The sequence below is a fragment of the Angustibacter sp. McL0619 genome, assembly GCF_049994355.1.
Lineage (GTDB): Bacteria > Actinomycetota > Actinomycetes > Actinomycetales > Angustibacteraceae > Angustibacter.
The window spans coordinates 1,102,844-1,129,739 of record NZ_CP188257.1 but is presented as its reverse complement, the minus strand read 5'-3'; the positions used below and the strand labels follow the sequence as shown (position 1 = coordinate 1,129,739).

The window sequence follows — 26,896 nt, the reverse complement described above, 5'->3', positions numbered from 1 at the left end:
CGCTCAGCCGAGCGGGGTGCCGGTGTCGGTGAACCGCTCGGCGTCCAGGGTCGTGCCGACCAGCTCCTTGACCGCGTCGCCGTCGTCCCACTGGTTGACGTGCATGGCCGCGGTGACCGCGCCCTCGTCGTCCAGCCAGGCGGCGACGAACTCGCCGCCGGCCAGGTCGCCCCGGACGACGACCCGCTGGCTCCTCGGGTCGGCGAACCCGTGGTACTCCATGCCCCAGTCATACTGGTCGGTGAAGAAGTAGGGCAGCAGGTCCCACGTCGCGTCACCGCCGGCGATCACGCCGGCCACGACCTCTGGCTGGTTCAGCGCAGCCGCCCAGTGCTCGACGCGCAGCCGTCGTCCCAGCCGCGGGTAGGGCGCGTTGGCCACGTCGCCGACCGCGAACACGTCCGGGTCCGAAGTACGCAGCCGGCCGTCCACGACGACACCGTTGTCGACGTCCAGGCCGGCCGCCTCGGCCAGCTCGGTGCGCGGGCTGATGCCGATGCCGACCAACACGACGTCCGCGCCCACCGCGTCACCCCCGTCCAGGTCGACCCGCAGCCCCTCGCCGTCCGCGACCACGCCGGCCACCGTGACCTCGGTCCGCAGGTCGACCCCCTCGCGGCGGTGCTTGGCCGCGAACGCCTCGGCCACCTGTGCGCCCAGGACACGTTGCAGCGGAAGGGGATCCAGCTCGAGCACAGTGACCTCCGCACCGGCCTTGCGGGCCGCGGAGGCGACCTCCAGGCCGATCCAGCCGCCGCCGACCACGACCAGCCGGACGCCTGGCCGCAACCACTCGCGCAGGCTCTCGCTCTCGTCCAGCGTGCGCAGCGTGAGCACCCGCGCAACGTGCGCGGCGTCCAGGTCGGTCAGGTTGAGCCGACGTGGCTCGGACCCGGTGGCCAGCACCAGGTTCGAGTAGCCCTGCACGCGTCCTGAGGTGGTGCGCACCTGGTGCGCCGCGAGGTCCACCGAGGCCACTTGTTCACTCAGCGCCAGCTCGACGTCGTGCTCGTCGTACCAGACCGCGTCGTGCACGAACACCTCGTCCCGCTCGGACTCACCCATCAGGTAGCCCTTGGACAACGGCGGTCGCTCGTAGGGCAGGTGCGGCTCGGTGGAGAACAGCACGAGCGGGCCTGCGTAGCCCTTCTCGCGCAGCTGTTCCACGGTCTTGCCGCCGGCCAGCCCACCTCCGACGACGACGATCGGTTGCTGCTCAGGCATGTGGTCCTCCGGGGTAGCGAGGTGCGCCGGTCGTCAGGGCGAGGAACTCCGCCCGTGACCGAGGGTCCTCGCGCAGGGTACCGAGCAGCGTCGAGGTGATCGTGCTGGTGTCCGCCGCCCGCACCCCGCGCAAGGTCATGCAGCTGTGCTCGGCCTCGATCACCACGCCCACCCCGCGTGGGCTGAGCTGGTCGTCCAGCCAGTCGGCGACCTGCTTGGTGAGCCGCTCCTGCACCTGCGGCCGGCGGGCGAACAGCTCGACCACCCGGGCCAGCTTGGACAGGCCGAGGATCCGGTCGCGCGGAAGGTAGCCGACGTGCGCCACGCCCACGAACGGCAGCAGGTGGTGCTCGCACAGCGCCTGTACCGGGATGCCGCGAGCGAGCACCAGCTCGTCGTAGCCCTCGTCGTTGTCGAACGTGGTCAGGTCGAAGGAACGCGGCGTGAGCATCTCGAGGTAGGCACCCACCATGCGGCGCGGGGTGTCGGCCATGGCCGGGCTGTCGACCGGCAGCCCGAGCGAGACCAGCAGGTCGTGGGCCGCGCGGCGGGCGGCTGCGACGTCAGCCACCGGCGGGCCGGGGTCGACCGGATGGCGCCGGACCAGCGGGGTCGGCTGGGCAGTCATCGCCGGCTGGGCCCACGGTGGGCGGCCGCCAGCCGGGCCAGCGCGAGCGCGCTGACGAGCAGGCCGAAGTCCCGCAGGGCCACGTCGCCGTAGTAGCCGAGGCTGATCAGGTTGACGATGATCCCGGCCAGCCACGCGGCCACCAGGTAGGCGCCGAACCTCGGTGCGAGGGCGACGGTGATTCCGGCGACCACCTCGATGATCCCGACGGCGTACATCGCCTGCTGGGCGGTTCCGGGCACCAGGTCGTTGATCCACGGAGCCAGGTACTGGGTCCAGTCGGTGAGCAGGTTCGTGAACTTGTCCAGGCCGAACAGGATGGGCGCGACCGTGAAGAGGGTCCGCAGCAGCATGAACGCCTGACGGCTGGGGTTGGAGGCGAGGTCGTCGTCGTCGAGCACGAGCGGTCGGGCGGGGGCGGTGCGGTTGGTGTCCACGGGTTCCTCCAGGTGGTGACGTCGCTTGTAAAGGAGACTATGGTGGACGTTAGGGCCCAAGCACTCTTTCGTCAACTGCCATCTCCGTTAGAGAGGTCGACCGTGTCCGACCAGGACTTCGAGACCCAGGTGAACCGGGTCAGCCTGCTCGCCGAGCCGGTGCGCCGTGCCCTGTACGAGTACGTCGCGAGCGCCCCGGACGCCGTCGGCCGGGTCGAGGCCGCCGACGCGACCGGGGTCCCGGGCCACACCGCCAAGTTCCACCTCGACAAGCTGGTCGAGGAGGGACTGCTGGCCACCGAGTTCCGGCGGCTGTCCGGGCGCACCGGGCCGGGTGCCGGACGACCGTCCAAGCTCTACCGGCGCTCGGCCGGGCAGGTCGAGCTGTCCCTGCCCCGGCGTCGCTACGAGCTGGCCGGCCAGCTGCTGGCCAGCGCCGTCTCGACCGCGGCCGCCCGCGACCTGCCCGTGCTGGACTGCGTGCGGGACGTCGCGCAGCGGACCGGCCAACGGCTCGGCGCGCAGTCGTCGGCCACCGGGACGGACGAGCTGGACCGGGTCAGCGCGGCCGTGCACGAGCACGGCTACGAACCGCGCCGGGTCGGCGACGACGTCGAGCTGAGCAACTGCCCTTTCGACGCACTGGTGGACGAGCACCGCGACCTCGTCTGCGGGATGAACCTCGCGCTGCTGGACGGCGTCGTCGACGGGCTGGGCTGTGAGAACGCCAGGCCCCGGCTGGACCCTGCGCCCGGTCGATGCTGCGTCGTAGTCGGGCAGGCGCCGCTGCCCGGCTGAGTCCGGCCCGCCTATGCTCGCGACGACGCGGCGCACCGGCCGCCAGGCGCACGAGGGAGGACCCGGTGGACGAGCCGCTCGACGCCGTCGTGGTCGGCGCGGGTCCCAACGGGTTGGCCGCTGCCGTCGTCCTGGTCGCGGCCGGACTGCAGGTCGAGGTCATCGAGGCGGCGCCGACCATCGGCGGCGGCGCGCGAACCAGCGAGCTCACGCTCCCCGGCTTCCGGCACGACGTCTGCTCGGCGGTGCACCCGATGGGTGTGGCCTCGCCCTTCTTCCAGGCCTTCGACCTGGCCGGCCACGGCGTCGAGATGCTGCAGCCCGAGGTCGCCTACGCGCAGCCGCTGGACGGCGAGGTCGCGGCCCTGGCCTGGCGGGACCTGGACCGCACGGTGGACGGCCTCGGCGCGGACGGCGCGGCCTGGCGCTCGCTGCTGCAGCCGCTCGCCGAGCGCTGGCAGGAGGTGGTCGAGCTGCTGCTGTCCGACTTCCGGCGGCCGCCGCTGCACCTGGGCACCCTGTTGCGGCTCGGCACCCGCATCCTCGAGCAGGGCTCGCCCGCCTGGAACCGTCGCTTCACCGGCGAGTTCGCTCCCGCGCTGCTGACCGGGGTGAGCGCGCACGCCATCTCGCCGCCGCGCCGGCTGGCCCCGGCCGGCGCCGGTCTGCTGCTGGCCTCGCTCGCCCACGGCGTGGGCTGGCCGATCCCGCGCGGCGGCAGCCAGTCCATCGTGGACGCGCTGGCAGCTGCAGTCGTCGCGGGCGGCGGACGGATTCGCACCGGCACGCCGGTGGCGTCGCTGGCCGAGCTGCCGCCGGCCCGGGCGGTGCTGCTCGACGTCAGTCCTCGCGGGCTGCTCGAGCTGGCCCGTGGCTCACTGCCCGCGTCGTACGAGGGGTGGCTGCGCCGGTTCCGGTACGGCGGTGGGGTCTGCAAGGTGGACTTCGCGCTCAGCGCCCCGGTCCCGTGGGCCGCAGCCGGCGTCGAGCTCGCCGGCACCCTGCATCTGGGCGGCGCCCGGGCCGAGATGGCCGCCACCGAGGCCGACGTGCACGCCGGCCGGCACCCCGAGCGACCGTTCGTGCTGGCCTCCCAACCGGGCGTGGTGGACGCCGGGCGAGCGCCGTCCGGGCAGCACACGCTGTGGACGTACGCGCATGTGCCGAACGGCTCGACGCGTGACCTCGGCGAGCAGGTCACCGCCCAGGTCGAGCGCTTCGCGCCGGGCTTCCGGGACGTCGTCCTGCACCGCTCGGTGATGACCGCGGCGCAGGAGGCCGACCACAACGCGAACTACGTCGGGGGTGACATCGCCTCCGGTGCCCCGACGCCGTGGCAGATGGTGATGCGGCCGGCGCCGCGCTGGGACCCGTACCGGACGCCGCTGGCGGGCACCTACCTGTGCTCGGCGTCGACGCCGCCGGGGCCGGCGGTGCACGGGATGGCCGGGCTGCACGCCGCCTCGCGTGCGCTGCGGCAGGTGTTCGGCGACCGGCGCGACCCGCTCGACCTGGTCCGCGCTCTCCCCTGACCCGTCACAGACGGGGCACTGCGGACGTTCGCAGTGCCCCGTCTGTGACTGTTGATCAACCGGTGGCGGTCAGGTCGTAGAGCGTCACGCCGCCGACCGTGGTGGCGGTGAAGTTCGCCGCCACCCAGGCCGCGATCTCGGACGACGCCGAGCTCCCGCCGGTGCTGGAGCCGGCGCCGCCGAGGCCGCCGCCCCGGCTGGAGCCGCTGCCCACGAAGTAGTGCACCCTGCCCTCGGCGACGTACTGCTGGAACTGGGCCAGCGTCGGCGACGGGTCGCTGCCGTTGAAGCCGCCGATCGCCATCACCGGGACCTCGGCGCCGAGCTGCAGGCCCGCCGCCGTCTGCGACCCGACGGCCGCGGCGGCCCAGCTGTAGGACGACGCGTTCTGCTGCAACGCGGTGACCACCTCGGCGCTCGGAGCGCTGGCGTTCAGCAGTCCGCCCATGCCACCGCCGCCGCCGGTCGGAGCGGCAGTACCGCCCGTGGCGCCCGTGCCGCCGGGGAAGCCACCGCCGGGACCACCAGCGCGACCGGGTGCACCACCGGGTCCGCCGCCGGGTCCGCCGCCGAGACCTGCGTCCTGAACGGCAGGGCCTGCGGTGACGATCGACCCGGCGTGCGGGGTGGCGACCGTGTTCACCGTCCAGGCCACCGGCCCGAGCAGTACCGCGACCAGCGCCACCACGGCGGCAGCGCTGCACACCTGGCTGGACAACCACTCCCGGGCCATCAGCACGACACCGGCAACAAGACCGAGCACCAGGACGACCCAGCGCAGCCACGGGTGCCAACCGCTGGCGTCGCCCAGCAGCGACCATGACCAGGCTGCTGTGACGGCGACGACGGCACCGAGCACCACCGACCAGACCACCCCCCGAGCCCGCCAGAGGGCGACGGCGCCCATCCCCACCAGCGCACCGATAGCCGGCGCCAGCGCGACGGTGTAGTAGACGTGGAAGATCCCCTGCATCAGGCTGAACGTCAGCCCGGTGACCAGCAGCCAACCGCCCCAGACCAGGAACGCGGCGCGCTGGCGGTCCGTGCGCGGCGCCCGCCCGCGAAGCAACAGACCCACCACGAGCAGCACCAGCGCGGTCGGGATCAGCCAGCCGGCCTGCCCGGCGTTCTCACCGCTCAGCAGCCGGGTCAGACCCGTTGCGCCCCAGTTGCCGCCGCCGTTGGCGCCGGTGTTGCCGCCGCCCACGCTGCCGGTCTCGTTGCCGCTCAACCGGCCCAGCCCGTTGTAGCCCAGGGCGAGCTCGAGAATGCTGTTGTTCTGCGACCCGCCGATGTACGGCCGGGCGCCGGCCGGCACCAGGGTGACGATCGCGACCCACCAGCCGCTGGCGACCACCAGCGCGAGTCCGGCCCACAGCAGGTTGACGATGCGCCTGCGCAGCGTCGTCGGAGCACACACCAGATAGACGCCGACCAGCACCGGTACCACCAGCAGCGCCTGCAGCATCTTCGTCATGAAACCGCAGCCGACCAGGACTGCGGCGAAGACGATCCAGCCGGTGCCGGCGCGCTCGATCGCTCGCAGCGTCGCGTACGCGGCACCGACCAGCAGCAGCACCAGCAGCGCGTCCGGGTTGTTGAACCGGAACATCAGCGCCGCAACGGGTGTCGTAGCCATCACCAGGCCGGCGATCAGTCCGGCGGCCGGCGAGAACGCCCGCCGCACGGTGGCGTAGAGCAGGCCGACAGCGGCGACCCCCATCAGAGCCTGCGGCACCAGGATGCTCCACGAGCTGAGCCCGAACACCCGCACGGACGCAGCCATCACCCACAACGACATCGGCGTCTTGTCCACCGTGATCGAGCCCGCCGCGTCCGAGGCGCCGAAGAACATCGCCTTCCAGGACTGCGAACCAGCCTGCGCCGCAGCGGAGTAGAAGGAGTTGGCCCAACCTGAGTCACCGAGGTGCCACAGATACAGAACGGCGGTAGCGGCCAGCAGGGCGAGCAGGCCGGGCCGGACCCAGGCAGGGTCATCGGGGCGTCCGCGCCACAGCCGCCCGGGCGAGCGTCTCGTTCCTGGCGGCTCGTGGGCTCGGACGTCGGGCACCGGGGTTGCGTTGCGGGGCAACGCAGGTGCAGGAGTGGACATGTCAAGGCCTCCGGTCTCGGGACGGGTTCGAGATCCACGCTGTCCGGCTTCGGTGGGCGCAGACGGTGCGTCGGCTGGACGTTGGCTGAGGATCGCGGGGCTCGGTCCGGACTCCCAGTAAGCGCACAGCCCCAACAGGTTCGACGTCCAGCGGCGCGGACCACGGTGAAGCCATCGACACGAGCCGGACCCCCAGGAGGACACCATGGCCAGCAGCAGGGCGACGAATCGAGCAACCCTCACGGCCTGGGATGACACCGGGTGGATCGAGGTGAGCGACCCAGCTGCCCTCGGCGCGGCGCGGCAGATCGCCCAGCGCCACCTGGACACCCTCGGCCGGGCCTGCCACCGCGAGTCCGCACGCGCCGAGGTGCACCGCATCCCCTGTGCCGCAGGGCGTCCGGTCGACGTCAGCCCACTGCTGGCGCGAGTCGTGCAGGCGTCGCTGGAGATGGCGGCCCGCACCGACGGCCTGGTCGACCCCACCGTGCGGGTGAGCCGGACGACCGGGCAGCGCAGCTGGATCCCGGTGTGCGGCAAGGTGACCGGTCCGGCCGCGGGTGGCGGGTGGCGCCGAGTCCGGCTGGACGGCGCGCGGCTGACCGTTCCCGCCGGCGGCACCCTGGAGCTGCGGGCCTGCGCGCTGGCCGTCGGCCTGGACGACATCGCGCTGGTCGCGGCGCAGCTGACCGGAGCCGACGTCCTCGTCCACCTGGGCGGCCGGGCCGCCACCATCGGCCACGGGCAGGCGACCACCGACCCCCGGCACGTCGTCGACCCTCGAACCGGCCGGCCCGCCCCGGGCACCTGGTCGCGCATCGAGGTCAGCGCCGCCACCTGCCGGACCGCGAGCGGGCAGGCCGTCGCTGCCGCGGTCCTGGGCGAGCGGGCCGAGGCGTGGCTGGCCCGCCACCACGCGAACGCGCGGCTGACCCGGCCGGACGGCTCCGTCGTCCAGGTCGGCGCGTTCGAACCGGCGGCCCTGCGCACCAACGTGGCGGCCTGACCATGACCGCCATCGCGTCCCCACCGCCGACGGCCACGCTGCGCCCCGACGACCCGGATAGCGCCGTCGGCCAGGGACGCCTGCCGCTGGTCGAGGTCGTCGTTCCGGTGCACAACGAGCAGCACGTGCTGGCGGCCTCGGTCGAGCGGCTGCACGAGCACCTGACCCGGTCCCTGCCCTACCGGTTCCGGATCACCATCGCCGACAACGCGAGCACCGATACGACGTACGACGTCGCCTTGCGGCTGGCCGGTGCGCTGCCCGACGTGCACGCGGTCCACCTGCCCCGCAAGGGTCGCGGCTACGCGCTCGCCACGGTGTGGGCGGACTCGGACGCCGACGTGCTGGCGTACATGGACGTCGACCTGTCGACCGACCTGGCCGCGCTGCTCCCGCTGGTGGCCCCGCTGGTGTCCGGACACTCCGACCTGGCGATCGGCAGCCGGCTCAGCCGGGGCAGCCGGGTGCTTCGCGGGCCAGGACGCGAGGTGATCTCGCGCTGCTACAACGTCCTGCTGCGGGCCACCCTGGCGACGTCGGTGCGGGATGCGCAGTGTGGCTTCAAGGCGATCCGCCGCGACGTCGCCCAACAGCTGCTGCCACTGGTCGAGGACACCAGCTGGTTCTTCGACACCGAGCTGCTGGTGCTCGCCGAACGATGCGGCCTGCGGGTGCACGAGGTCCCGGTGGACTGGGTGGACGACCCGGACAGCCGGGTCGACGTCGTCCAGACCGCAGTGGACGACCTGCGCGGAATCGTCCGGCTCGGCCGCGGGCTGTCAGCCGGCCGCGTGCCGATCGCCGGCGTGCGGGCCAGCCTCGGCCGCGGGCCGCTGGCACCCGACGTACCGGGGCCGGGACTGGCCGCGCAGAGCCTGCGCTTCGCCACGATCGGGCTGCTCAGCACGCTCGCGTACGCGGTCCTGTTCTGGTCACTGCGGCCCGCGGCCGGTGCCCAATGGGCCAACCTGCTGGCCCTGCTGGCCACTGCGGTGGCCAACACCGGGGCGAACCGGCGCTTCACGTTCGGCGTCACCGGGCGCGAGGACGCCGGACGGCACCAAGCCCAGGGGCTGGTGGTCTTCGGTGTCGGGCTGGCGGTGACCAGCGGAACGCTGGCGGCGGTGCACAGCCTGGCCCCGGACGCCGGGCGGACCCTCGAGCTCTGCTGCCTGGTCGCGGCCAACGCGGTCGCCACGGTGCTGCGGTTCGTGCTGCTGCGGACCTGGGTGTTCGGCGCTCAGCCGGCTCAGGTGCCGCCCTCGTCGCGGGTCGGCGAGCCGGTGCCGTCGCCCGTTGACGAGCCGGTGCCGTCGCCGGTCGGCGAGCCGGTGCCGTCGCCCGTTGACGAGCCGGTGTCCTCGCCGTAGGCCCCCTCGCGGTAGGCCTGCTCCTCCCGCAGGCGCATCCGGCGCAGCCGCCCGGTCATGTTGCGCATCAGCAGCCAGACCACGATGGCCAGCACGAACACGACGAGGAAGCCGGCCACCCCTGGCGTGACCGTGTCGGGATCGGGGCCGGTTGGCCCCGGTGACGGCGTGGTGGTGGCCGTGCCGATGAAGGTCAGCGACCCCGAGCCGGTCGTCATCGGCCGGGCTCGATGCCGGCGAACAGGTCGTCCTCGGGCAGGCTCACCGGGACGTGGCTGTGCGCGAGCTCGAAGTCCTCGGTCGGCCAGATCCGGCGCTGCATGTCGAGCGGGACGGAGAACCAGCTGCCGTCCGGGTCGACCTGGGTGGCGTGCGCGAGCAGGGCCCGGTCACGCACCTCGAAGAACTCCCCGCACGGCACCCGAGTGGTGATCGGCCGCTCGCCACGCTCCTCCCAGCGGCTGATCCACTCCTCGTACGGCGAGTCCAGGCCCTCGGCCTTCATCGCCTCGTGGAAGGCGAAGATCCGGCCCCGGGACAGCGTCTGGTTGTAGTAGAGCTTGCTCGGCTGCCAGGCCGGCCCGGCGTGCGGGTAGCGCTCGGCGTCCCCGGCCGCGTGGTAGGCCTCGACCGACACCTCGTGGCACCTGATGTGGTCCGGGTGCGGGTAGCCGCCGTTCTCGTCGTACGTGGTGACCACGTGCGGGCGGAACTCGCGCATCAGCCGCACCAGCGGCTCGCTGGCGGTCTCGAGCGGCTCGAGCGCGAAGCAGCCCGCAGGCAGCGGTGGCAGCGGATCACCCTCGGGCAGGCCGGAGTCGACGAAGCCCAGCCAGGTGTGCTGCACCCCGAGGATCTCGACGGCCTTGGCCATCTCGTGGCGGCGGTACTCGGTCATGTCCCGCAGGATCTCGGGATCGTCCTTCAGTCGGGGGTTGAGGATGTCGCCGCGCTCGCCGCCGGTGCAGCTCACGATCAGCACCTCGACGCCCTTGCTGACGTAGTACGCGCTGGACGCAGCCCCCTTGCTCGACTCGTCGTCAGGGTGCGCGTGCACGGCCATCAGCCGCAGCTGCTCGCTCACGTCAGGCTCCTCGGTCAGGTACCGGATCGGGTCCACAGGGCGCTCCCGGACGACTGGCGCCTCGCAGGTGCGTGACAATGGTGTCAGCCCGGCCCGACAACGCACGACCCGACCACCCCGAGGACCTTATGACGACCGACCGGCGGCCGCTGCCCCCCGGGCGGTACGGGCGGGTGCCCTCGCCGGCTCGGCGGCGGTTCGCGCTGGTCGCCGGCGGCGTCGCGGTGCTCGCCGCGCTGGCCTGGGTGGTCTGGGCCGGCCTCGGGCAGGCCGGTGCCGACGTCCGCTGGTCGGACGTCGGGTTCGTGATCCACGGCGACACCGCCGTCGACGTCACCTACGACGTCGGCAAGGACCCGTCCGCCACCGCCGTGTGCACCGTGCGGGCGCTGGACCGCAACAAGACGGCGGTGGGGATCGCGCAGGTCACGGTCGGTCCGTCGAGCGCGAAGGTGACCCGGCGCACCGACCAGGTGCGGACGTCGGCGCAGGCGGTCACCGGCCTCGTCGACCACTGCGCAGTGGCCCACTGACCCGCTGCGACCGGGTACGCCCGAACGGGCCTCGGACCGGCGAATCCGGGCTCGTCTTGGTATCCTGGCCGCTTCCCCTCGTGACATCAGGCCCCGAGAACGGGGCCTGGTCTCGTGTCTGCCGCCGCAGGATCGGTCGGTTCGACACGCACGAAGTACGTACGTGATGCAAGGAGAGACCGTGACCGAGACCAGCGCAAGCGTCACCTGGCTGACCCAGGAGGCGTACGACCGGCTGAAGGCCGAGCTGGACCACCTCGCGGGGCCGGGACGAACCGAGATCGCCAAGCGGATCGAGGCGGCGCGCGAAGAGGGCGACCTGCGGGAGAACGGCGGCTACCACGCCGCCAAGGAGGAGCAGGGCAAGCAGGAGGCCCGCATCCGCCAGCTCAACCAGCTGCTCGAGAGCGCCACGGTCGGTGAGCGCCCCGCGGACGACGGCGTCGTCGAGCAGGGCATGGTCGTGACCGCCGAGGTCGGCGGCGAGTCCATGCGCTTCCTGCTCGGCAGCCGTGAGGTCTCGGACGACTCACTCGACGTGTACAGCGAGCGGTCGCCGCTCGGGTCCGCCATCGTCGGGCTCAAGGTCGGTGACAGCTCGGCCTACAGCGCGCCGAGCGGCAAGCAGGTGCCGGTGAAGATCCTGGACGCCAAGCCCTACACCGGCTGAGCGCGACCGGGACGTCGAACGCCTCCCCGCGCACTCTGTGCGGGGAGGCGTTCTGCGTGCCACGCCAGCCGCCCGCGCGGCGCCCCCGACGTTGATCACGTTAAGTGGGCGTAGACCCGCTTCACGAGGGTTCTCCGCCTAGGTAAGCAGGCGTAGAGGCACATAACGTGGTCAACTTCGGACGTCGGACGGCGGTCAGCTGATTCGCGGTTCGGCGAGCGGTCCGCCGGTCTCCAGCAGGCTCTTGAGGTCGCTGAGGATCCAGGCGTGCCCGCCGCCGGCGCCCTCGCCCTCGAACATGCCGCCGACGATCATCGCCAGCTTCGGCGCGTTCTCGAGCTCGTGCGTGACGGTGAGCGAGCAGAAGCCGTCCCACTCGCGGATCTCGTAGGTCAGCCGGGTGAAGCCCTCGGCGGCGATCTCGGGGTCCATCAGCATCCGCCAGCTGAGTACGAGGCGGCGCGGCTCGTCGGCCTCGATGACCTCGCCGTCCACGACGACGTCGCCGCACGGCTGCCCGGCTGCTGCGGCCGCGGCCTTGAACTCCTCGGAAGCCAACGCCTCGTACCGGCCGCCCGGGCGCAGGTCGTAGCTTCCGCGCCCGCCGTACCCGAACCGGGAGTTCCAGTCCGGCTGGGTGATGGCGTCCCAGATCCGTTGCGGGCTCGCCTTGATGTAGATCTTGTAGACCTGCGTCGTCGTCGCCTGGTCGGCGCCGGCCTCGCTCGTCGTCTGCGTGCTCATGCTTCGCTCTCCAGCTCTGCCTTCAGGTCTGCCAAGGCAGACACCCGGCGTTCGGTGTACTTGTCGATCCAGCGGTCGTGGATCAACCGGATGGGGACCGGGTTCAGGAAATGCAGCTTCTCCCGGCCAGATCGGCGCGTCGTGACGAGCCCCGAGTCCTCCAGCACGCGCAGGTGCTTCATCACCCCGAACCGTGTCATCTCCAGCTCGGACACCAGCTCGGTGAGCGTGCGGCCGTCACGCTCGAAGAGCCGGTCCAGCAGCAGCCTGCGGGTCGGGTCAGCGAGTGCCTTGAACACCAGGTCCTCGTCGGTCACGTCTCGATGATAGGTGACCAAAAGGTCACATGACAAGCCCTGCGCGGTGTCGGCGTCCGCCACTACGTTGACGACCATGGCGTCCAGCGGATCCAAGAGCCCGGCCATCGAGGTCGAGGCGGGCGACCGCGAGGTGCGAGTCAGCAACCCCGACCGCGTCTACTTCCCGGCCACCGGCGCGACCAAGCTCGACCTGGTGCAGTACTACCTCTCGGTCGGCGACGGCATCGTCCGGGCGCTGCGCGAGCGGCCGTGCATGATGCACCGCTTCCCCGACGGGCTGGCCGGCGACAAGGTGCACCAGAAGCGGCTGCCGCACGGCGCGCCGCCGTGGGTCGAGACGGTCCGCGTGCACTTTCCCCGGTACAACCGCACCGCCGACGAACTGTGCGTCACCGAGCTGGGCAGCGTGATCTGGGCGGTGCAGATGAGCACCGTGGAGTTCCACCCCTGGAACTCCCGCCGAGCCGACACCGAGAAGCCGGACGAGTGGCGGATCGATCTGGACCCGATGCCGCAGTGCGACTTCGCGACCGTGCGGCGGGTCGCGCACGTCGCGCATGAGGTGCTGGACGAGCTCGGGGTCGTCGGGTTCCCGAAGACCTCCGGCGGCCACGGCATGCACGTCTACGTCCGGATCGAGCCGCGCTGGGGCTTCACGGACGTCCGCCGGGCCGCCCTCGCGTTCGCCCGCGAGGTCGAACGGCGAAGCCCGGACGACGTGACCACGACCTGGTGGCGCAAGGACCGCGACCCGACCTCGCTGTTCGTGGACTACAACCAGAATGCGCGAGACCACACCATCGCCTGCGCCTACTCGGTGCGCGGTACGCCGACCGGCACCGTCTCGACGCCGATCCGTTGGGACGAGGTGGACGACGTCGAGCCGGACGACTTCACGATCGCGACGGTACCGGCCCGGTTCGCCGAGCTCGGCGACCTGCACGCCGGGATCGACGACGTGGCGCACTCCATCGAACCGTTGCTGGAGTGGGCCGACCGGGACGAGCGCGAAGGCGCCCCGGACGTCGGCGATCCGGACGTCGGCGACCCGGACTAGGTCGACCAGGACGGCGCCCGCGTCCCCCGCTGACTGATCAGGACACTCCGGCGACGGCGACCGGGCCGCCCGCGCCTGGCGACTACTTACTGGCGGCGCGGTTGTACTGCCGGGTGGCCAGCGGGACGAAGATCACCAGGATGGCGGCGATCCAGATCAGCGAGTACGTCGTAGCGTGCTGCAGCGACCAGTAGTCGGGCGTCGGCACCTCGGCCGGGATGTTGCCGAACCACTCCCGGCACGCCTGAGTGACCGCCGACAGAGGGTTCCAGGCCGCGAACGTCTTCAGCACCCCGGACAGGCTCTCCAGCGGCACGAAGGTGTTCGCGATGAAGGTGACGGGGAAGATGACGATGAACGCGGCGTTGTTGACCACCTCGGGGCTCGGTGCCAGCAGGCCGACGTAGGCCATGATCCAGCTGAACGCGTAGGCCCACAGCAGGAGCAGCAGGTAGCCGATGATCGCGTCGAGGAACGAGCTGCGGATCCGCCAGCCGACCACCAGACCGGTCAGGCTCATCACGACCACCACGAGCAGGTTGTTGGCCACGTCGCTGACGGTCCGACCCATCAGCACGGCCGAGCGGGACATCGGCAGCGACCGGAACCGGTCGATGATGCCCTTCTGCATGTCGTCGGCCAGGCCGGCGCCGGTCAGCGTCGCACCGAACGTGACGGTCTGCGCGAAGATCCCGGCGATCAGGAACTCCTTGTAGCTGCTGCTCTGCACCTTGATGGCGCCACCGAAGACGTAGACGAACAGCAGCACGAACATGATCGGCTGCAACGTGGTGAACACCAGCAGGTCGGGCACCCGCTTGATCTTGATCAGGTTCCGCTTGGCGACGACCAGGCCGTCACTCAGGGCCGAGAGTGAGCCCGAGCTCGGCGCGGTCGGTTCGAAGGTCGTCGAGGTCATCGTGCTGCCACCTTGTTGTCGTCTGACGCCGTGCTCTGGTCGTCCTCGGCCATGTGGCCGGTCAGGGTCAGGAACACGTCGTCCAAGGTCGGACGCCGCAGCGCGACGTCGCTGACCGCGATGCCGGCGCCGTCCAGCTCTCGCAGCCCCTCGATCAAACTGGCCGTACCCGTGCCCACCGGAACGCTGATGGTGCGCGTGTGCTCGTCGGTGCTCGGATCGCCGGTGCCAACCCGGACGAGCAGCTCACGCGCCTCGCTGAGCCTCGTCGGGTCGGCGACGACCACCTCGAGGCGTTCCCCTCCGACCTGGCTCTTGAGCTGGTCCGCGGTGCCCTCGGCGATGATCTTCCCGCGGTCGATCACCACGATGTTGTGCGCGAGCTGCTCCGCCTCCTCCATGTACTGCGTCGTCAGCAGCAGCGTCGTACCGCCGGCGACGAGTTCGCGAATGACCTCCCACATGTCGTTGCGTCCGCGCGGGTCGAGCCCGGTCGTCGGCTCGTCCAGGAACAGCACCGACGGGTCGGCGACCAGTGCGCCGGCCAGGTCGAGCCGGCGCCTCATGCCCCCCGAGTACGTCTTCACGGGCCGGCTCGCCGCATCGCTGAGGTTGAACCGCTCGAGGAGCTCGACAGCGCGCAGCTTCGACTGCTTTCGACCCAGGTGGTAGAGGTTGCCGACCATCTCAAGGTTTTCTCGACCGTTGAGGTAGTCATCGACGGCGGCGTACTGCCCGCTCAGGCCGATCCGATGGCGTACCTCGCGCGGATGTGACAGCACGTCGACCCCGGCGACCTCGGCGCTGCCAGAATCCGGCTGCAGCAGGGTGGTCAGCACCCGCACCGTCGTCGTCTTGCCGGCGCCGTTCGGCCCCAGCAGCCCGAGCACCGTGCCGGCAGGGACGGTCAGGCTGAGACCGCCCAACGCCGTGACGTCGCCGTACTTCTTCACCAGATCGCGAGCGACCACTGCATCAGTCATGTGACAAGCCTTCCACGAACCACCGACAACTCGAGATCGCTCACGGGAGACTCCTTGCTCAGCTGGCTGACTCGTCGTCCAGTAGACCGAACAACGCCGCAGAACTCATCGCAATTTCGCCTGGCCCGACGCCAGGTCGGCTGCAGCGCCCCGCGCCAACAGGACGAAGCTGCCTCAGCTGAAGTTCAGCGGGTACCCGATGTCACGCAACGTCTTCAGCACCTGCTCGCTGTGGTCGGCGCCCTTGGTCTCGAGCTGCAGAGCGATCTCGACCTCGTCCACGTGCAGCGTCGAAGCAGTGCGCACGTGCTCGATCTCCAGCACGTTCGCGTCGACCTCGGCGAGCACGGCGAGCAGCGCGGCCAGCGATCCCGGACGGTCCGGCACCCGCAGTCGGAACTGCAGGTAGCGCCCGGCCGCCGCCATGCCGTGCCGCAGCACCCGCAGCAGCAGCAGCGGGTCGATGTTGCCGCCGGACAGCACGACCGCGACCGGAGCCTCGAACGAGGACGGACGACCGGAGGCGGAGTCGGTGAGCAGAGCCGCGACGCCCGCGGCCCCGGCCGGCTCGACCACCAGCTTGGCCCGCTCGACCAGGAACAGCAGGGCCCGCGACAGGGACTCCTCGCTCACCGTGACGATGTCGTCCACCAGCTCGCTGACCAGGGCGTACGGCACCTCGCCGGGGCAGCCCACCGCGATCCCGTCCGCCATCGTGGCCATCCGCGCGAGCGGCACCGGCCGGCCGGCGGCCAGGGACGCCGGGTAGGCGGCCGCCGCCTCCGCCTGCACACCGACGACCCGCACGTCGGGGCGCAGCCCTTTGATCGCCGTGGCGATGCCGGCGAGCAGCCCGCCGCCGCCGGTGCAGACGAGCACCGTGCGCACATCCGGGCACTCCTCGACAATCTCCAGGCCCACGGTGCCCTGGCCGGCCACGATGTCGACGTGGTCGAACGGGTGGATCAGGACCGCTCCCCGCTCCTGCTCGTACCGCCGCGCCGCGACCAGGGCCTCGTCCACGGTCAAGCCGACCAGCTCGACGTGCGCGCCGTAGCCGCGGGTCGCCAGCAGCTTCGGGATCGGTGCCACGGTCGGCATGAAGACGGTCGAGCGCAGCCCGAGCAGCTGGGCCGCGAGCGCCACGCCCTGGGCGTGGTTGCCGGCGCTGGCGGCGACGACCCCACGCCGCTTCTCGTCCTCGCTGAGCCGGGCGATACGGGTGTAGGCACCGCGGATCTTGAACGATCCCGCGCGTTGCAGGTTCTCGCATTTGAGGAAGACCGGCCCGCCGACCCGGTCGGACAGGGCCCGGCTGAACTCCAGCGGGGTCGGTCGCACCACACCCTCGAGCACCTCGCGGGCGGCCCGCACGTCGTCCAGGGTCACGGGCAGCGTCGTCGATGCCATGCGCGCGAGTGTGGCACGTCGCCGACGCCGTCCGGCAGCCGACCGGTGCGACACTGCCCAGATGACGAACCGTGCCACCAGGGTGGACCGGCTCGGGCTCGGCGGCTTCCTGCGGCCGGGGTCCGAGACCGTCGACGGACAGCCCCGCGTCGAGGTGGTGCTCGCCTACCTGGTGCACCACCCGGAGGGGCTGCTGCTGCTGGACACCGGGATGGGCTCGCACCCCGAGGTGGACGCGCACTACCGGCCGTGGCGCACCGACCTGCGCGCCGCGCTGCGCACCCGCGGGGTGTCGCTGGACGACGTGCGTCTGGTGGTGAACTGCCACCTGCACTTCGACCACTGCGGGGGCAACCCGCTGTTGGCCGGCGTTCCGGTCTTCGCACAGCGCACCGAACGCGAGCTGGCCGAGGGCGCGGACTACACCTTGCCCGAGCTGGTCGACTTCCCTGGAGTCCGGTACGAGCTGCTGGACGGCGCGGCGGAGCTCCTCCCTGGCGTGCGCGTGCTGGCCACCCCCGGCCATACCGCCGGACACCAGTCGCTGGCGGTGCAGACCGACGACGGCACGGTCGTGCTGGCTGGGCAGTCGCACGACCACGCCAGCGACTTCACGGCGCACGCGCTGGCCGCCAGCTGGCCGGGCTCGGACGGCAACGAGACAGCCGCCGCACCGAGCTACCCGGCCTGGATGGATGAGATCCTCGCTCTGGACCCGCGACGAGTGCTGTTCGCGCACGACGAGGCGGTCTGGGAGCCGAGCCGGGCGCCTCATCGCACGTCGAGCGTCGGCGGTCGGTAGGTCGGGTCGCTCCACGGGGTGCGGTCGACGACGTACCGCGGCAGCCAGGCACCGCCACCCCCCAGCCGGATGCCAGCCGGCTCGAGGTGCGTGCGCCACCTGCTGGGTTCGAGCACCTCGACCCGCCCGCCGTCCATGGTTGCCAGCAGGTTCCGCCACGCCGTGGTGCCCGGCGCGAACACACCGGTGTGCCCGCGCACCAGCCGGCAGCTGTCGTCGAACCTGCCGGTGTCGAGCCGGACCACCCCGGGCAGCCGGTCCGGGTCGAGGCCGTGCCCGATCGCCGACCCGTCCGGCACGAGGTGGACGGCGCCACCCACGACCGGTGCGGCCGGGACCAGCCAGCGCGGGCTCATCGCACGCCAGCGCGAGGCCGCGTCGCGCAGGCCGTACCCCTGGGCCAGCTGGATCGGGTCGTCCGGAGCGGTCATCGAGAACACCCGCGGCGCACTCGTTCCACCCGGCGCGACGTGTGACACGAACGCGCCCGCACTGGCGATGTGCACCACCCGGTCCGCCACTAGTCCATGCACCTGCGCGGCCCCGACGATCGAGCCGCCGTAGCTGTGACCGAGCACCGTCAGGTCGTCCGCAGGCTGCGGCATGGACAGCCGCAGCCCGGCCACGTCACGCGCGAGGGCCGGCCCGGCGACGTCCGCAGCATCGCGGTAGCCGGCCGCCAGCACATGTCGGCGCAGCGGGAGGAACCCGTCGTCGAACGGCTGGTCCGGGAAGTCCGCGCCCTGCCAGAGCACCACGGCCAGGCCGGGGTCGGCCCGGACGAACGGCAGCAGCCGGTCCACCGACCCGGGCTCTCGCTCGAGGTCGCTCCCGGTGCCCGGCACGAAGACCGCGAGGTGGCGGGCCCGCCGCGCGTCACCCAGCAGCTCGACGACCTGGCCGTCACCCTTCGACGAGAAGTCCAGCAGCTGATGCCGGCGCCGCACCACGCGGCCCTGGGCGTCCCGCACCTCGACGGTGCCGGTGAGCCACTCGCGGCGCTGGGCGATCTGGCGGTCCACCTGGCGGCGGGCCGACCCGACCGGCAACGCCGCTCGCCGGGTCAGCAGCACGTCCAGGTCGGCCGCCACCAGGACGCGGGCGGCCCGGCAGCGGGCAGCCACCGGTGCCGACGGCACCCGGCACAGCAGCGCGGGGTGCAGCAGCGCCAGCCGGGCCAGTCGATCGCCGTCGAGCCCGACCAGGAACTCGTGCACGCGCACCTGCGCAGCGCCGCCGGCGAGCAGCGCGTCGAGCTGGTCGGCGTCCGAACCGCCTGGCGGGCGGCCGGGCTCGTCGACCACCACCATGGCCAGCGCCGGGCTCGCGACGAGCAGTGCCTCAAGCTGGTCGGCCGACGCGAGACCGAGCAGGTCCAGCAGGTTGTCGGCACTCACCGCCGGCTCCGCCATCCGCGCCGGCCCGACGAAGGACGCCGCGACCTCGTCCTCCACCGTGCGGTAGGCGCGTCGGGCCAGCAGCACCACCCGGGCCAACGACCGCAGCCGGGTGAGCAGCAGCTCGCGGCCGAGCGCCAGCCGGGTCGCCCAGGGCTGCGCGAGCGCGGCGACGTCCGGGTGGGCCGGCAGAGCGACGAGAGTCCCGGTCGCCTGCTCGAGGCGGGTGGCCAGCCCGGCAACCGCCTCGGCGAACCCGCCCAGGGCGTAGCCGTCGACCTCGACCGGCCTCACGCGCCGGCCTGACGGGCCACCGCATCGGCCGCCGACCCGCACCCGGCGGCCAGCTCGTCGGCCAGCCGCGCGACGTCCGCCACCAAAGTGGCCAGCGCCTCACCAGCCGGCCCCGCCAGACCCGCCGAGCCCGCCCGGCGGCGCAGTGCCGCGCTCACCTCGCCCACCTCGCCGGCGGCGGCCCGGAGCCGAACCACCCAGGGTGCGGCGTCGAGCACCACGAGGCCCGGGTAGCCGAAAGGGACGGGCGGCGGGAGCGACGGCATTGCGGGCCTTCCGGTTGCGATCGGCCCCACGCCGCCGAACCATCATGCCGGGTCAGGCGTCGGTGGCGCTCGCGTCGTCCACAGCCTTCGGTGGGATCGGCTCCTGCGGTGGCGCTGGGTCGTTACCGGTCAGCGACAGCAGCATCGTGTTGCCCACCGCGATCAGGGGCACCGCGAAGAGGGCGCCGAGGATGCCGGCCACCAACGCGCCGGCCGCGATCCCGAGGATCACCGCGAGGGGGTGCACGCTGACCGCGCGACCGAGCAGGAACGGCTGCAGCACATGGGCTTCCACCTGCTGCACCCCGATCACCACCGCCAGCATCAGCAGTGCCTTGACCAGCCCGCCGGTCACCAGCGCGATGAGCACGGCCACCGAGCCCGAGATCAGGGCGCCGACGACCGGGATGAACGAGCCGAGGAACACCAACACGGCCAGCGGCACCGCGAGCGGGACGCCGAGCAGCGCCGCGCCCGTTCCGATGCCGACCGCGTCGACCAGGGCCACCAGCACCGTCGCCCGCACGAATGACGTGAGGGTGACCCAGCCGCGCTCGGCGGCGACGTCAAGCCGGCCGCGCGAGGCGCGAGGCAGCACGCCGAGCACCCAATGCCAGATGCTCTCGCCCTGGGCGAGGAAGAAGTAGGTGGAGAACAGCGCGATGAACACGCCGGCGACCACGTGCCCGGCCGTGGAGGTGGCCGCGAACACTCCGGTGACGATGGAGTTGCCGCTGCCCGAGATGCTGGCCCTGGCCTGGTCCAGGTAGTGCCCGAGCTGGTCCGTGGTGAGCCGCAGCGGCGGACCGGCCAGCCACTCGCGGACCTCCTGGACGCCCGCCTCGGCCTGCCGCTGGAGCTCGGGGAAGCCGCTCGCCACCTGGGTGCTGACCAAGGTGATCAGCCCGGCTACCAGGGCGATCACCGCGAGCACGGTGACGAGGGCGCCGATACCGCGGGGCATCACCCGGGAGAGCTGGTCGGTCAGCGGCCGGACCAACGCGACCAACAGCAACGCGATCAGCACCGGCGCGACGAGCACGATGAACAGGCTGAGCAGCCGTAGCAGCACGTACAACGCGGCCGCGATCACCAGCAGTCGCCAGGCCCAGGCGGCCGTGGCACGCATGCCGAACGGGATGGTGTCGTCGTCCGGCCTGCGGCTGCTCACCTGGCCATCCTGTCCTACCGGCCCAGGCGCGGCACCTCACGCAACGAGCCGGACGCGAGTCCCGCGGCCGCGCCGGGCGCGTGCGGGGCGAGCAGCCCGGCGGCGAAGAGCACGTAGCGGTCGTCCACAGCCAGCCTCGCCTGCTCCGGAACCCGCCACCCACCGCCATGGTCGCTCACGGCGGGCGCCAGCACCTGGGCTCGCGCGGCGTCGTCGTGGTGGCGCAGCACCCCGCCTGAGCCGACGACCAGCGCAACGTCACGCAGCGGCCTGGGCGCCGCGGAAGGGTTGGCCGCTCGACCGTGCCTGCGCAGGGCCACGGTCGCCGCGAGCTCGGCCAACCGGAGGTCGTAGCGGATCTCGGACGCGAGACCCGGCAGGTAGCCGGGCTCGGCTTGGACGCGGTCGGCGTACCCCGCCAGGTGGTGGTCGACCGGCAGGTGCTCCGCGCGCGCGGCGGCGACCACACCTGTTGCGTTCCAGCGCATTCCGAGGTCGCCCTCGACAGTGCGAGCGTGCCACATCGTGGCCACGACCTCCTTGTGCAGGGTAGCGTCCTCACCCTCGGGTGCGAGCGCCGAGTACACGTCCGTAGTCGCCCCGCCGACGTCCACCACGACGACGTCGCCCAGTCCGGCGACGCCTGGGCCGCCGTCCGCGAGCACGCTGACCCCGGCCAGCACGACATCCGGCGTCGCGGCCCGCACCATGTCCGCGAACTGGGGTCCCTTGGACAGCCCCTTGCCGCCGATCACGTGCCGGATGAACACCTCACGGATCGCTGCGCGGGCCGGCTCTGGGTCCAGCACGCCGATCCTCGGCAACACGTTCGCGGTCACCGTGACCCGGCGCCCTCGCGAGGTGAGCTCGTGCTCTGCCTGCGCGGCCGCCTGGATGTTGCCGGCCAGCACGACCGGGGCCGACAGCCGGCCGATGCCGAGCCTGCGGGCGTTGTGGCACAGCACCTCTGCGTTGCCGCCGTCGGTCCCGCCGACCAGCAGGACGACGTCCGGCCGGCTCTCGCGCAGCTCGCGCACTCCGTCCGCGGTGAGCTCGCCGGCGGCCACGTGCACGACCCGGGCGCCGGCGGACAGGCCCACCCGGTGCCCGGCCTCGGCGGTCACGAGCTGTTCGTAGCCGACCACGGCCAGGCGCAACCCGCCGCCCGCGCTGGAGCAGGCCAGCACCTCCTCGACCCGTTCGCCCGCAAGGGTTTGCCGGATCGCGTGGTAGCCGTCCAGCACGTCCGTCGCGATCGTGGTGGGGTGCGAAGCGGTGGCCACCAGGGCTCCGTCGTCGGAGTCGACCAGGGCCGCCTTGGTGAACGTGGAGCCGAAGTCGACGCAGAGCACGCGGGTCACGCGCGCAGCCTACGGGCGCTCAGCGGACGGACACCGGCCCGGCCTCGTCCCAGTCGGGTCGCCGGCCGACTCGGGTCACCTCGTCGCGACGCACCCGCTCACCGCAGGTGGTGCAGATCGGCCGCAGCACGAGGTCGTGGTCGTGGTGGCGCAGCTGCATCGGCGGGTCGTCCACCGCCCACCTATCACCCCAGGCCAGCAGGGCCTGCAGCACCGGGGCCAGGTCCGCACCGGACCGAGTCAGGTGGTAGTCGAAGCGCTCCGGCGAGGTCTGGTACTGCCGCTTCTCGACCACGCCGGCCTCGACCAGGTCGCGCAGCCGGGCGGCCAGGCGGTCCCGCGGCGCACCGGTGTTGCGGGCGATCTCGGTGAACCGGTGGTTGCCGAACAGCAGTTCGCGCACGATCAGCAGGGCCCATCGGTCACCGACCACGTCGAGGGCGGCGGCGGCGGCGCAGGGGCGTCCAGGGACGTTCGAAAGTCGATCCACGCCTATAGGTTTGCATATCAAACCGACGAGCGCTAGCGTGCTCGCATGTCGATTGGAAAATCAAACCGACGCAGCCGTTCCATCTTCGCGGTGGTCGCCCTCGCGGTGTTCATGACGAACCTCGACCTGTGGATCGTCAACGTCGCGTTCGAGGACATCCGGCAGTCCTTCCCCGGCAGCTCGCTGGCCCACGTCTCCTGGGTGCTGAACGCCTACGCCGTCACGCTCGGGGCGCTGCTCGTCGTAGCCGGCCGGGCCGGAGACCGGTACGGCCACCGCCGCACCTTCCTGCTCGGCACCGCGGTGTTCACCCTCGCGTCCCTGGCCTGCGCGCTCGCCCCGACGCTCGACGTGCTGATCGGCGCCAGAGTCGTCCAGGCTGCCGGGGCCGCGATGCAGCTGCCGTCGTCCCTGGCGCTACTGGTGGCGGGCGTGCCACCCGAGGGCCGGGTGCGCGCGACCCGGGCGTGGGCCTCGGTGGGCGGCCTGGCGGCTGCGGCGGGGCCAGTACTCGGCGGGCTACTGGTCCAGGCCAGCTGGCGCTGGGTGTTCCTGGTGAACCTGCCGATCGGCCTGGTCGGCCTGGTGGCCGGACGTCGCACCCTGCCGCACGCGGCCGCGCAGCCGCGCACTGCGCTGCCCGACCCGGTGGCCGCAGTGCTGGTGGTGGTCTCGGTCGGCTCCCTGGTCGCCGGGCTGCTGCAAGGACCGTCCTGGGGCTGGACGTCGGTCGGCACCCTGTCGTTGCTGTTCGTCGCGGCGCTGAGCGCGGCGGTCGTCGTCCGGCGGTGCCTGACCCAGGCCGTGCCACTGGTGGAGCCCGCGCTGGTGCGCGCCCGCGGGTTCGCCAGAGCCAACGCCGCGCTGTTCGTGTTCAGCATCGCCTTCGCGATCATGCTGGTCTCGAACGCCCTGTGGTGCCAGCAGATCTGGGGCTACGGACCACTGCTCACCGGGCTGGCGATGGCCCCCGGCCCGGCCCTGGTGCCCTTGACCACCATCGCCTCCCGGCGGTTGGTCGAGCGAGTCGGACCGGGTGCGCTCGCCACCATCGGCAGCCTGCTCTTCGCCGCGGGACTCGCCTGGCGCGCGCTGGCCGCCTCCCCGCAGCCCTCGTACCTGGTCGACATGCTGCCCGCGATGGTGGTCGGCGGGATCGGGGTCGGACTGGCCCTCGGGACGCTGATGGCCGCCGGCACCACCTCACTGCCGAACGCCAGTGCCGCAACGGGTTCGGCCCTGCTGAACGCCTCCCGGCAGGTCGCCTCCGGGGTCGGCGTGGCCGTGCTGGTGACCATCCTCACCGCCTGGAAGCCGCCGGCAGCAGTGGCGGCGTACCAGGCATCCTGGTGGGTCGCGACCGGGCTCGGGCTGGCTGCGGCAGTGGGATCTGCGCTGCTGCATGCCAGCCGGCGGCCGGCTGGCGAGCCCGCTCCCGTTCTCGCGCAGGCGACGTCGTGACCGTCGCGGCGGGGGTTACCCAGTTCGACCGGTCGTGGTTCTCCTGGGTCGGGGCGCACGGCGGGCTCGTCGCCAGTCACCTGGCTCGTGCCGCCGAGCCCGAGGGCGGGTCGAGACATCGGCCGGCGCTGCGCTCGCTCACGGCGCACTTCCTGCGGCCGGTCGACGAGCGGCTGGTCGAGCTGGCCGCGGAGCCGGTGTCGACGTCCGGGGCGAGCACCCTGACCCGGGTCGACGCGGTCCAGGACGGCCACACGGTGGCCACCGCGACGGTGCTTTACGGGTCAGCCCGTGAGCCCGGGCTTGCCTGGGCTCCGGAGCCTGCGCCCCGGGTACCGCCCGCGCTGGACTGTCCGCTGGTCGAGCTGCCGCGCGAGCTGGTGCCGTTCGCGCAGCACCTTGAGTTCCGCACGGCGGACGGCGCGCTGCCGCTGGCGGGTGGCAGCGAGCCCTCGTTGCTGGCGTGGGTGCGGTTCGTGGACGCCCACCTGCCGGACGACGCCGATCTGGTGACGCTGGCCGACGCGATGCCGCCCGGCCTGTACGGCATTGCGACCACCCCCGCGCCGGTGCCGAGCGTGGACCTGACCGTCCACCTCAGCGGCTACCTGGCGTGCTCGCCGTGGGTGCTGGTGGAGCAGCGCACCCTCTGGTCGGTGCAGGGCTGGGCCGTCGACGAGACGCACCTGTGGGACGAGCGTGGCGTTCGGCTGGCCGAGGCCCGCCAGACCCGCCGGGTGCTCTCGATGCGCCGTCCGGCCTGAGGCAAACGCACCACCCCAGCGAAATGGGAAGCCTCGAGAGACGTGTGCCGATCTGGCACATGTGTGCCGATCTGGCATACGCCGTCCGAGGAACTTCATTCGCCTGCGGCGTCGCTTCCGCCACTGCGACCGGGTCCTGCCCGCGCGCATGGTGCGGGAGGTCCTGGCGGTCGCAGGGCTCAGCTGAGCGCCTGCTCCAGGTCGGCGAGCAGGTCGTCGACGTCCTCGATGCCGACCGAGAGCCGGATCAGGTCGTCCGGGACCTCCAGCACCGAGCCGGCCACGCTCGCGTGGGTCATCCGGCCCGGATGCTCGATCAGCGACTCGACCCCGCCCAGCGACTCGCCGAGGGTGAAGACCTCGGCCCGCTTGCACGCGCCGAGCGCCTCCTCGATCCCGCCGCGCAGCCGGAAGCTCACCATGCCGCCGAAGCGTCGCATCTGTTGTGCCGCAACGGAGTGGCCCGGGTGCTCGGCCAGCCCCGGGTATAGCACCGACGAGACGCGCGGATGCTCGGCGAGCCAGCCGACGATCCGCTCGGCGTTGTCGCAGTGCCGGTCCATCCGGACCGCGAGCGTCTTCAGCCCGCGAAGCACCAACCATGCGTCGAACGGCCCGGCCACCGCACCCATCGAGTTCTGGTGGAAGCCCACCCGCTCGTCGAGGTCCTCGAAACCCGTTGCGGGAGAAGAGCTCGTGACGAGTGCGCCGCCCACCACGTCCGAGTGCCCGCCCGCGTACTTGGTCGTGGAGTGCACCACGACGTCCGCGCCGAGCGCGAGCGGGTTCTGCAGGTAGGGGGTCGCGAAGGTGTTGTCCACGACGAGCAGAGCGCCTGCGCCGTGGGCGATCTCGGCCAGCGCCGCGATGTCGGCGACACCGAGCAGCGGATTGGTCGGCGTCTCCGCCCAGACCAGCTTGGTCCGCCCGGGGCGGATCGCCGCCCGGACGGCGTCGAGGTCGCCCAGATGCACCGGGGTGTGCGCGAGCCCCCACGGCTCGGCCACCTTGGCGAACAGCCGGTACGTGCCGCCGTACGCGTCGTCCGGGACGACCGCGTGCTCACCCGGGCGGGCGACGGCGCGCAGCAGCGTGTCCTCGGCCGCCAGGCCGCTGGCGAACGCGAAGCCGCGGCTGCCGCCCTCCAGGGCTGCCAGACACTCCTCGAGCGCGGCCCGGGTCGGGTTCGCCGAGCGGGAGTACTCGTACCCGCCGCGCAGGCCGCCCACGCCGTCCTGCTTGTACGTCGATACCTGGTAGATCGGCGGGACGACGGCGCCGGTCAACGGGTCCGGCTCCTGACCCGCGTGGATGGCTCGGGTGCTGAACCCCTGGCTGCGGCTGCTCTCGGTCACGCTGCGAGCGTATCCGCGACCACTTCGGCGGGCACCGGCTGCATCTCGGGCACTGTCAGCCGCGGCAAGAACACCTGCACGAGCGGGCCGATGGCAAGCGCGTAGGCCGCGGTGGCCAGGCCCAGGGTGCCGCCGAGCGCCCAGCCGACCAGGACGACCGCGACCTCGATACCGGTCCGGACCAGGCGCACCGACCCGCCGGTGCGGCGCACCAGCCCGGTCATCAGGCCGTCCCGCGGGCCGGGTCCGAGCCGCGCGCCGATGTAGAGCGCGGTGGCGACGGCGTTGAGCAGCAGACCGAGCGCGGCGAACGCGATCCGGCCGGCCATCACGTGCGCCTCCGGCAGGACCACCAGCGAGGCGTCGATGGCGATGCCGATCACGAACACGTTGCTCACCGTGCCCAGGCCGGGCCGCTCGCGCAGCGGGATCCAGCCGAGCAGGACCACCGCGCCGACGATGATCGACCAGGTGCCGATCGTCAGCCCGAAGTGCCGGGCCAAACCCTGGTGCAGTACGTCCCAAGGCATCACGCCGAGGTCGGACTGGACGAACAGGGCCATGCTCAGCCCGTACAGCGCCAGCCCGACGTAGAGCTGGGTCAGGCGGCGAGGCAGTCGGCGAGGCAGGCGGCGAGGAACGGTCAGCTTCTGGTGCACCTGAGCATCCTCGCCGATAATTGGCCTTGTGATCCAGGGCCAATTGGC

The 26,896-nt window shown here is 72.3% G+C and carries 27 protein-coding genes; 10 read left to right on the top strand and 17 right to left on the bottom strand.

The genetic code is table 11. From position 1 onward, the window contains the following. Positions 1 to 3: 3 nt before the first annotated feature. Genes ACPPVT_RS04890 through ACPPVT_RS04880 form a run of 3 tightly spaced genes read right to left on the bottom strand, consistent with a single transcriptional unit; the run spans position 4 to position 2,289 of the window. Positions 4 to 1,224, bottom strand: a complete 1,221-nt coding sequence (locus ACPPVT_RS04890; RefSeq protein WP_426565905.1) for an NAD(P)/FAD-dependent oxidoreductase — start codon at positions 1,222 to 1,224, stop codon at positions 4 to 6. Further along, entirely contained in the window at positions 1,217 to 1,852 is a 636-nt protein-coding gene (gene folE / locus ACPPVT_RS04885) for a GTP cyclohydrolase I (protein ID WP_426565904.1), read from the bottom strand. The genes ACPPVT_RS04890 and folE overlap by 8 nt, the downstream gene beginning before the upstream one ends. Next, positions 1,849 to 2,289: a hypothetical protein gene (locus ACPPVT_RS04880; protein WP_426565903.1), complete on the bottom strand. Its 441-nt coding sequence runs from the start codon at positions 2,287 to 2,289 to the stop codon at positions 1,849 to 1,851. The genes folE and ACPPVT_RS04880 overlap by 4 nt, the downstream gene beginning before the upstream one ends. A 102-nt stretch (positions 2,290 to 2,391) precedes the next feature. Between ACPPVT_RS04880 and ACPPVT_RS04875 the strand changes: the two genes are divergently transcribed. Together ACPPVT_RS04875 and ACPPVT_RS04870 are read left to right on the top strand one after the other, a co-directional pair. Beyond that, positions 2,392 to 3,087 (top strand): helix-turn-helix transcriptional regulator, encoded by a 696-nt coding sequence (locus ACPPVT_RS04875; RefSeq protein ID WP_426565902.1) that lies wholly within the window; start codon positions 2,392 to 2,394, stop codon positions 3,085 to 3,087. Positions 3,088 to 3,152: 65 nt separating this feature from the next. Next, positions 3,153 to 4,619 (top strand): phytoene desaturase family protein, encoded by a 1,467-nt coding sequence (locus ACPPVT_RS04870; protein WP_426565901.1) that lies wholly within the window; start codon positions 3,153 to 3,155, stop codon positions 4,617 to 4,619. Between the two features lie 55 nt (positions 4,620 to 4,674). On the opposite strand, the gene ACPPVT_RS04865 is transcribed toward ACPPVT_RS04870, so the two are convergent. Continuing rightward, positions 4,675 to 6,732, bottom strand: a complete 2,058-nt coding sequence (locus ACPPVT_RS04865) for an ArnT family glycosyltransferase (RefSeq protein WP_426565900.1) — start codon at positions 6,730 to 6,732, stop codon at positions 4,675 to 4,677. Between the two features lie 205 nt (positions 6,733 to 6,937). Between ACPPVT_RS04865 and ACPPVT_RS04860 the strand changes: the two genes are divergently transcribed. Together ACPPVT_RS04860 and ACPPVT_RS04855 are read left to right on the top strand one after the other, a co-directional pair. After that, positions 6,938 to 7,738 (top strand): FAD:protein FMN transferase, encoded by an 801-nt coding sequence (locus tag ACPPVT_RS04860; RefSeq protein ID WP_426565899.1) that lies wholly within the window; start codon positions 6,938 to 6,940, stop codon positions 7,736 to 7,738. 2 nt (positions 7,739 to 7,740) lie between these two features. Then, positions 7,741 to 9,108, top strand: a complete 1,368-nt coding sequence (locus ACPPVT_RS04855) for a glycosyltransferase (RefSeq protein ID WP_426565898.1) — start codon at positions 7,741 to 7,743, stop codon at positions 9,106 to 9,108. Positions 9,109 to 9,322: 214 nt separating this feature from the next. On the opposite strand, the gene mca is transcribed toward ACPPVT_RS04855, so the two are convergent. Next, positions 9,323 to 10,192: a mycothiol conjugate amidase Mca gene (gene mca / locus ACPPVT_RS04850; protein ID WP_426565897.1), complete on the bottom strand. Its 870-nt coding sequence runs from the start codon at positions 10,190 to 10,192 to the stop codon at positions 9,323 to 9,325. 128 nt (positions 10,193 to 10,320) lie between these two features. On the opposite strand from mca, the gene ACPPVT_RS04845 reads away from it, so the two are divergent. Together ACPPVT_RS04845 and greA are read left to right on the top strand one after the other, a co-directional pair. Then, complete coding sequence (locus ACPPVT_RS04845; RefSeq protein ID WP_426565896.1) at positions 10,321 to 10,725, top strand: DUF4307 domain-containing protein; 405 nt, start codon at positions 10,321 to 10,323, stop codon at positions 10,723 to 10,725. Between the two features lie 181 nt (positions 10,726 to 10,906). Next, positions 10,907 to 11,395, top strand: coding sequence for a transcription elongation factor GreA (gene greA / locus ACPPVT_RS04840; RefSeq protein ID WP_426565895.1), 489 nt, complete (start codon positions 10,907 to 10,909; stop codon positions 11,393 to 11,395). 195 nt (positions 11,396 to 11,590) lie between these two features. Here greA and ACPPVT_RS04835 read toward each other — a convergent pair whose 3' ends face one another. Further along, positions 11,591 to 12,139, bottom strand: coding sequence for an SRPBCC domain-containing protein (locus ACPPVT_RS04835; protein ID WP_426565894.1), 549 nt, complete (start codon positions 12,137 to 12,139; stop codon positions 11,591 to 11,593). Continuing rightward, positions 12,136 to 12,456, bottom strand: coding sequence for an ArsR/SmtB family transcription factor (locus ACPPVT_RS04830; RefSeq protein ID WP_426567054.1), 321 nt, complete (start codon positions 12,454 to 12,456; stop codon positions 12,136 to 12,138). The genes ACPPVT_RS04835 and ACPPVT_RS04830 overlap by 4 nt, the downstream gene beginning before the upstream one ends. Before the next feature lie 76 nt (positions 12,457 to 12,532). On the opposite strand from ACPPVT_RS04830, the gene ligD reads away from it, so the two are divergent. Further along, entirely contained in the window at positions 12,533 to 13,516 is a 984-nt protein-coding gene (gene ligD / locus ACPPVT_RS04825; protein ID WP_426565893.1) for a non-homologous end-joining DNA ligase, read from the top strand. 82 nt (positions 13,517 to 13,598) lie between these two features. Here ligD and ACPPVT_RS04820 read toward each other — a convergent pair whose 3' ends face one another. From ACPPVT_RS04820 to ilvA, 3 genes are all read right to left on the bottom strand, one after another. Beyond that, complete coding sequence (locus ACPPVT_RS04820) at positions 13,599 to 14,435, bottom strand: ABC transporter permease (protein WP_426565892.1); 837 nt, start codon at positions 14,433 to 14,435, stop codon at positions 13,599 to 13,601. Next, entirely contained in the window at positions 14,432 to 15,418 is a 987-nt protein-coding gene (locus ACPPVT_RS04815) for an ATP-binding cassette domain-containing protein (RefSeq protein ID WP_426565891.1), read from the bottom strand. The genes ACPPVT_RS04820 and ACPPVT_RS04815 overlap by 4 nt, the downstream gene beginning before the upstream one ends. 174 nt (positions 15,419 to 15,592) lie before the next feature. Beyond that, entirely contained in the window at positions 15,593 to 16,828 is a 1,236-nt protein-coding gene (gene ilvA, locus ACPPVT_RS04810) for a threonine ammonia-lyase (RefSeq protein ID WP_426565890.1), read from the bottom strand. 61 nt (positions 16,829 to 16,889) lie between these two features. Here ilvA and ACPPVT_RS04805 point away from each other — a divergent pair, with 61 nt between their 5' ends. Next, the gene (locus ACPPVT_RS04805) at positions 16,890 to 17,630 is read left to right on the top strand and encodes an N-acyl homoserine lactonase family protein (protein WP_426565889.1); all 741 of its coding nucleotides are present in this window, start codon (positions 16,890 to 16,892) and stop codon (positions 17,628 to 17,630) included. Here the strand turns inward: ACPPVT_RS04805 and ACPPVT_RS04800 are convergent. Genes ACPPVT_RS04800 through ACPPVT_RS04780 form a run of 5 tightly spaced genes read right to left on the bottom strand, consistent with a single transcriptional unit; the run spans position 17,600 to position 22,609 of the window. Continuing rightward, positions 17,600 to 19,321, bottom strand: coding sequence for an alpha/beta hydrolase (locus ACPPVT_RS04800; RefSeq protein ID WP_426565888.1), 1,722 nt, complete (start codon positions 19,319 to 19,321; stop codon positions 17,600 to 17,602). The genes ACPPVT_RS04805 and ACPPVT_RS04800 overlap by 31 nt on opposite strands. Next, complete coding sequence (locus ACPPVT_RS04795) at positions 19,318 to 19,587, bottom strand: hypothetical protein (RefSeq protein ID WP_426565887.1); 270 nt, start codon at positions 19,585 to 19,587, stop codon at positions 19,318 to 19,320. Before ACPPVT_RS04795 ends, ACPPVT_RS04800 begins: the two co-directional genes overlap by 4 nt. Positions 19,588 to 19,639: 52 nt before the next feature. Beyond that, positions 19,640 to 20,758: an AI-2E family transporter gene (locus ACPPVT_RS04790; protein ID WP_426565886.1), complete on the bottom strand. Its 1,119-nt coding sequence runs from the start codon at positions 20,756 to 20,758 to the stop codon at positions 19,640 to 19,642. 14 nt (positions 20,759 to 20,772) lie between these two features. Beyond that, positions 20,773 to 22,119 (bottom strand): glutamate mutase L, encoded by a 1,347-nt coding sequence (locus tag ACPPVT_RS04785; RefSeq protein WP_426565885.1) that lies wholly within the window; start codon positions 22,117 to 22,119, stop codon positions 20,773 to 20,775. 19 nt (positions 22,120 to 22,138) lie between these two features. Then, a complete protein-coding gene (locus tag ACPPVT_RS04780) occupies positions 22,139 to 22,609 on the bottom strand; it encodes a winged helix-turn-helix transcriptional regulator (protein WP_426565884.1) in 471 nt (156 codons plus the stop codon). 45 nt (positions 22,610 to 22,654) lie between these two features. On the opposite strand from ACPPVT_RS04780, the gene ACPPVT_RS04775 reads away from it, so the two are divergent. Together ACPPVT_RS04775 and ACPPVT_RS04770 are read left to right on the top strand one after the other, a co-directional pair. Beyond that, positions 22,655 to 24,070, top strand: a complete 1,416-nt coding sequence (locus ACPPVT_RS04775; RefSeq protein ID WP_426565883.1) for an MFS transporter — start codon at positions 22,655 to 22,657, stop codon at positions 24,068 to 24,070. Continuing rightward, entirely contained in the window at positions 24,067 to 24,834 is a 768-nt protein-coding gene (locus tag ACPPVT_RS04770; RefSeq protein WP_426565882.1) for a thioesterase family protein, read from the top strand. The genes ACPPVT_RS04775 and ACPPVT_RS04770 overlap by 4 nt, the downstream gene beginning before the upstream one ends. A gap of 179 nt (positions 24,835 to 25,013) precedes the next feature. Here ACPPVT_RS04770 and ACPPVT_RS04765 read toward each other — a convergent pair whose 3' ends face one another. Beyond that, entirely contained in the window at positions 25,014 to 26,189 is a 1,176-nt protein-coding gene (locus tag ACPPVT_RS04765; protein ID WP_426565881.1) for a cystathionine gamma-synthase, read from the bottom strand. Then, complete coding sequence (locus ACPPVT_RS04760; protein ID WP_426565880.1) at positions 26,186 to 26,848, bottom strand: YczE/YyaS/YitT family protein; 663 nt, start codon at positions 26,846 to 26,848, stop codon at positions 26,186 to 26,188. The genes ACPPVT_RS04765 and ACPPVT_RS04760 overlap by 4 nt, the downstream gene beginning before the upstream one ends. Positions 26,849 to 26,896 lie beyond the last annotated feature (48 nt).

Bases quoted from the DNA above. Each gene is read 5' to 3' on its own strand.
- ACPPVT_RS04775 (WP_426565883.1), top strand. From the start codon at position 22,655: ATGTCGATTGGAAAATCAAACCGACGCAGCCGTTCCATCTTCGCGGTG.
- ACPPVT_RS04805 (WP_426565889.1), top strand. From the start codon at position 16,890: ATGACGAACCGTGCCACCAGGGTGGACCGGCTCGGGCTCGGCGGCTTC.
- ACPPVT_RS04835 (WP_426565894.1), bottom strand. From the start codon at position 12,139: ATGAGCACGCAGACGACGAGCGAGGCCGGCGCCGACCAGGCGACGACG.
- folE (WP_426565904.1), bottom strand. From the start codon at position 1,852: ATGACTGCCCAGCCGACCCCGCTGGTCCGGCGCCATCCGGTCGACCCC.
- ACPPVT_RS04815 (WP_426565891.1), bottom strand. From the start codon at position 15,418: ATGACTGATGCAGTGGTCGCTCGCGATCTGGTGAAGAAGTACGGCGAC.
- ACPPVT_RS04820 (WP_426565892.1), bottom strand. From the start codon at position 14,435: ATGACCTCGACGACCTTCGAACCGACCGCGCCGAGCTCGGGCTCACTC.
- ligD (WP_426565893.1), top strand. From the start codon at position 12,533: ATGGCGTCCAGCGGATCCAAGAGCCCGGCCATCGAGGTCGAGGCGGGC.
- ACPPVT_RS04845 (WP_426565896.1), top strand. From the start codon at position 10,321: ATGACGACCGACCGGCGGCCGCTGCCCCCCGGGCGGTACGGGCGGGTG.
- ACPPVT_RS04865 (WP_426565900.1), bottom strand. From the start codon at position 6,732: ATGTCCACTCCTGCACCTGCGTTGCCCCGCAACGCAACCCCGGTGCCC.
- ilvA (WP_426565890.1), bottom strand. From the start codon at position 16,828: ATGGCATCGACGACGCTGCCCGTGACCCTGGACGACGTGCGGGCCGCC.
- ACPPVT_RS04890 (WP_426565905.1), bottom strand. From the start codon at position 1,224: ATGCCTGAGCAGCAACCGATCGTCGTCGTCGGAGGTGGGCTGGCCGGC.
- ACPPVT_RS04860 (WP_426565899.1), top strand. From the start codon at position 6,938: ATGGCCAGCAGCAGGGCGACGAATCGAGCAACCCTCACGGCCTGGGAT.
- ACPPVT_RS04855 (WP_426565898.1), top strand. From the start codon at position 7,741: ATGACCGCCATCGCGTCCCCACCGCCGACGGCCACGCTGCGCCCCGAC.
- ACPPVT_RS04795 (WP_426565887.1), bottom strand. From the start codon at position 19,587: ATGCCGTCGCTCCCGCCGCCCGTCCCTTTCGGCTACCCGGGCCTCGTG.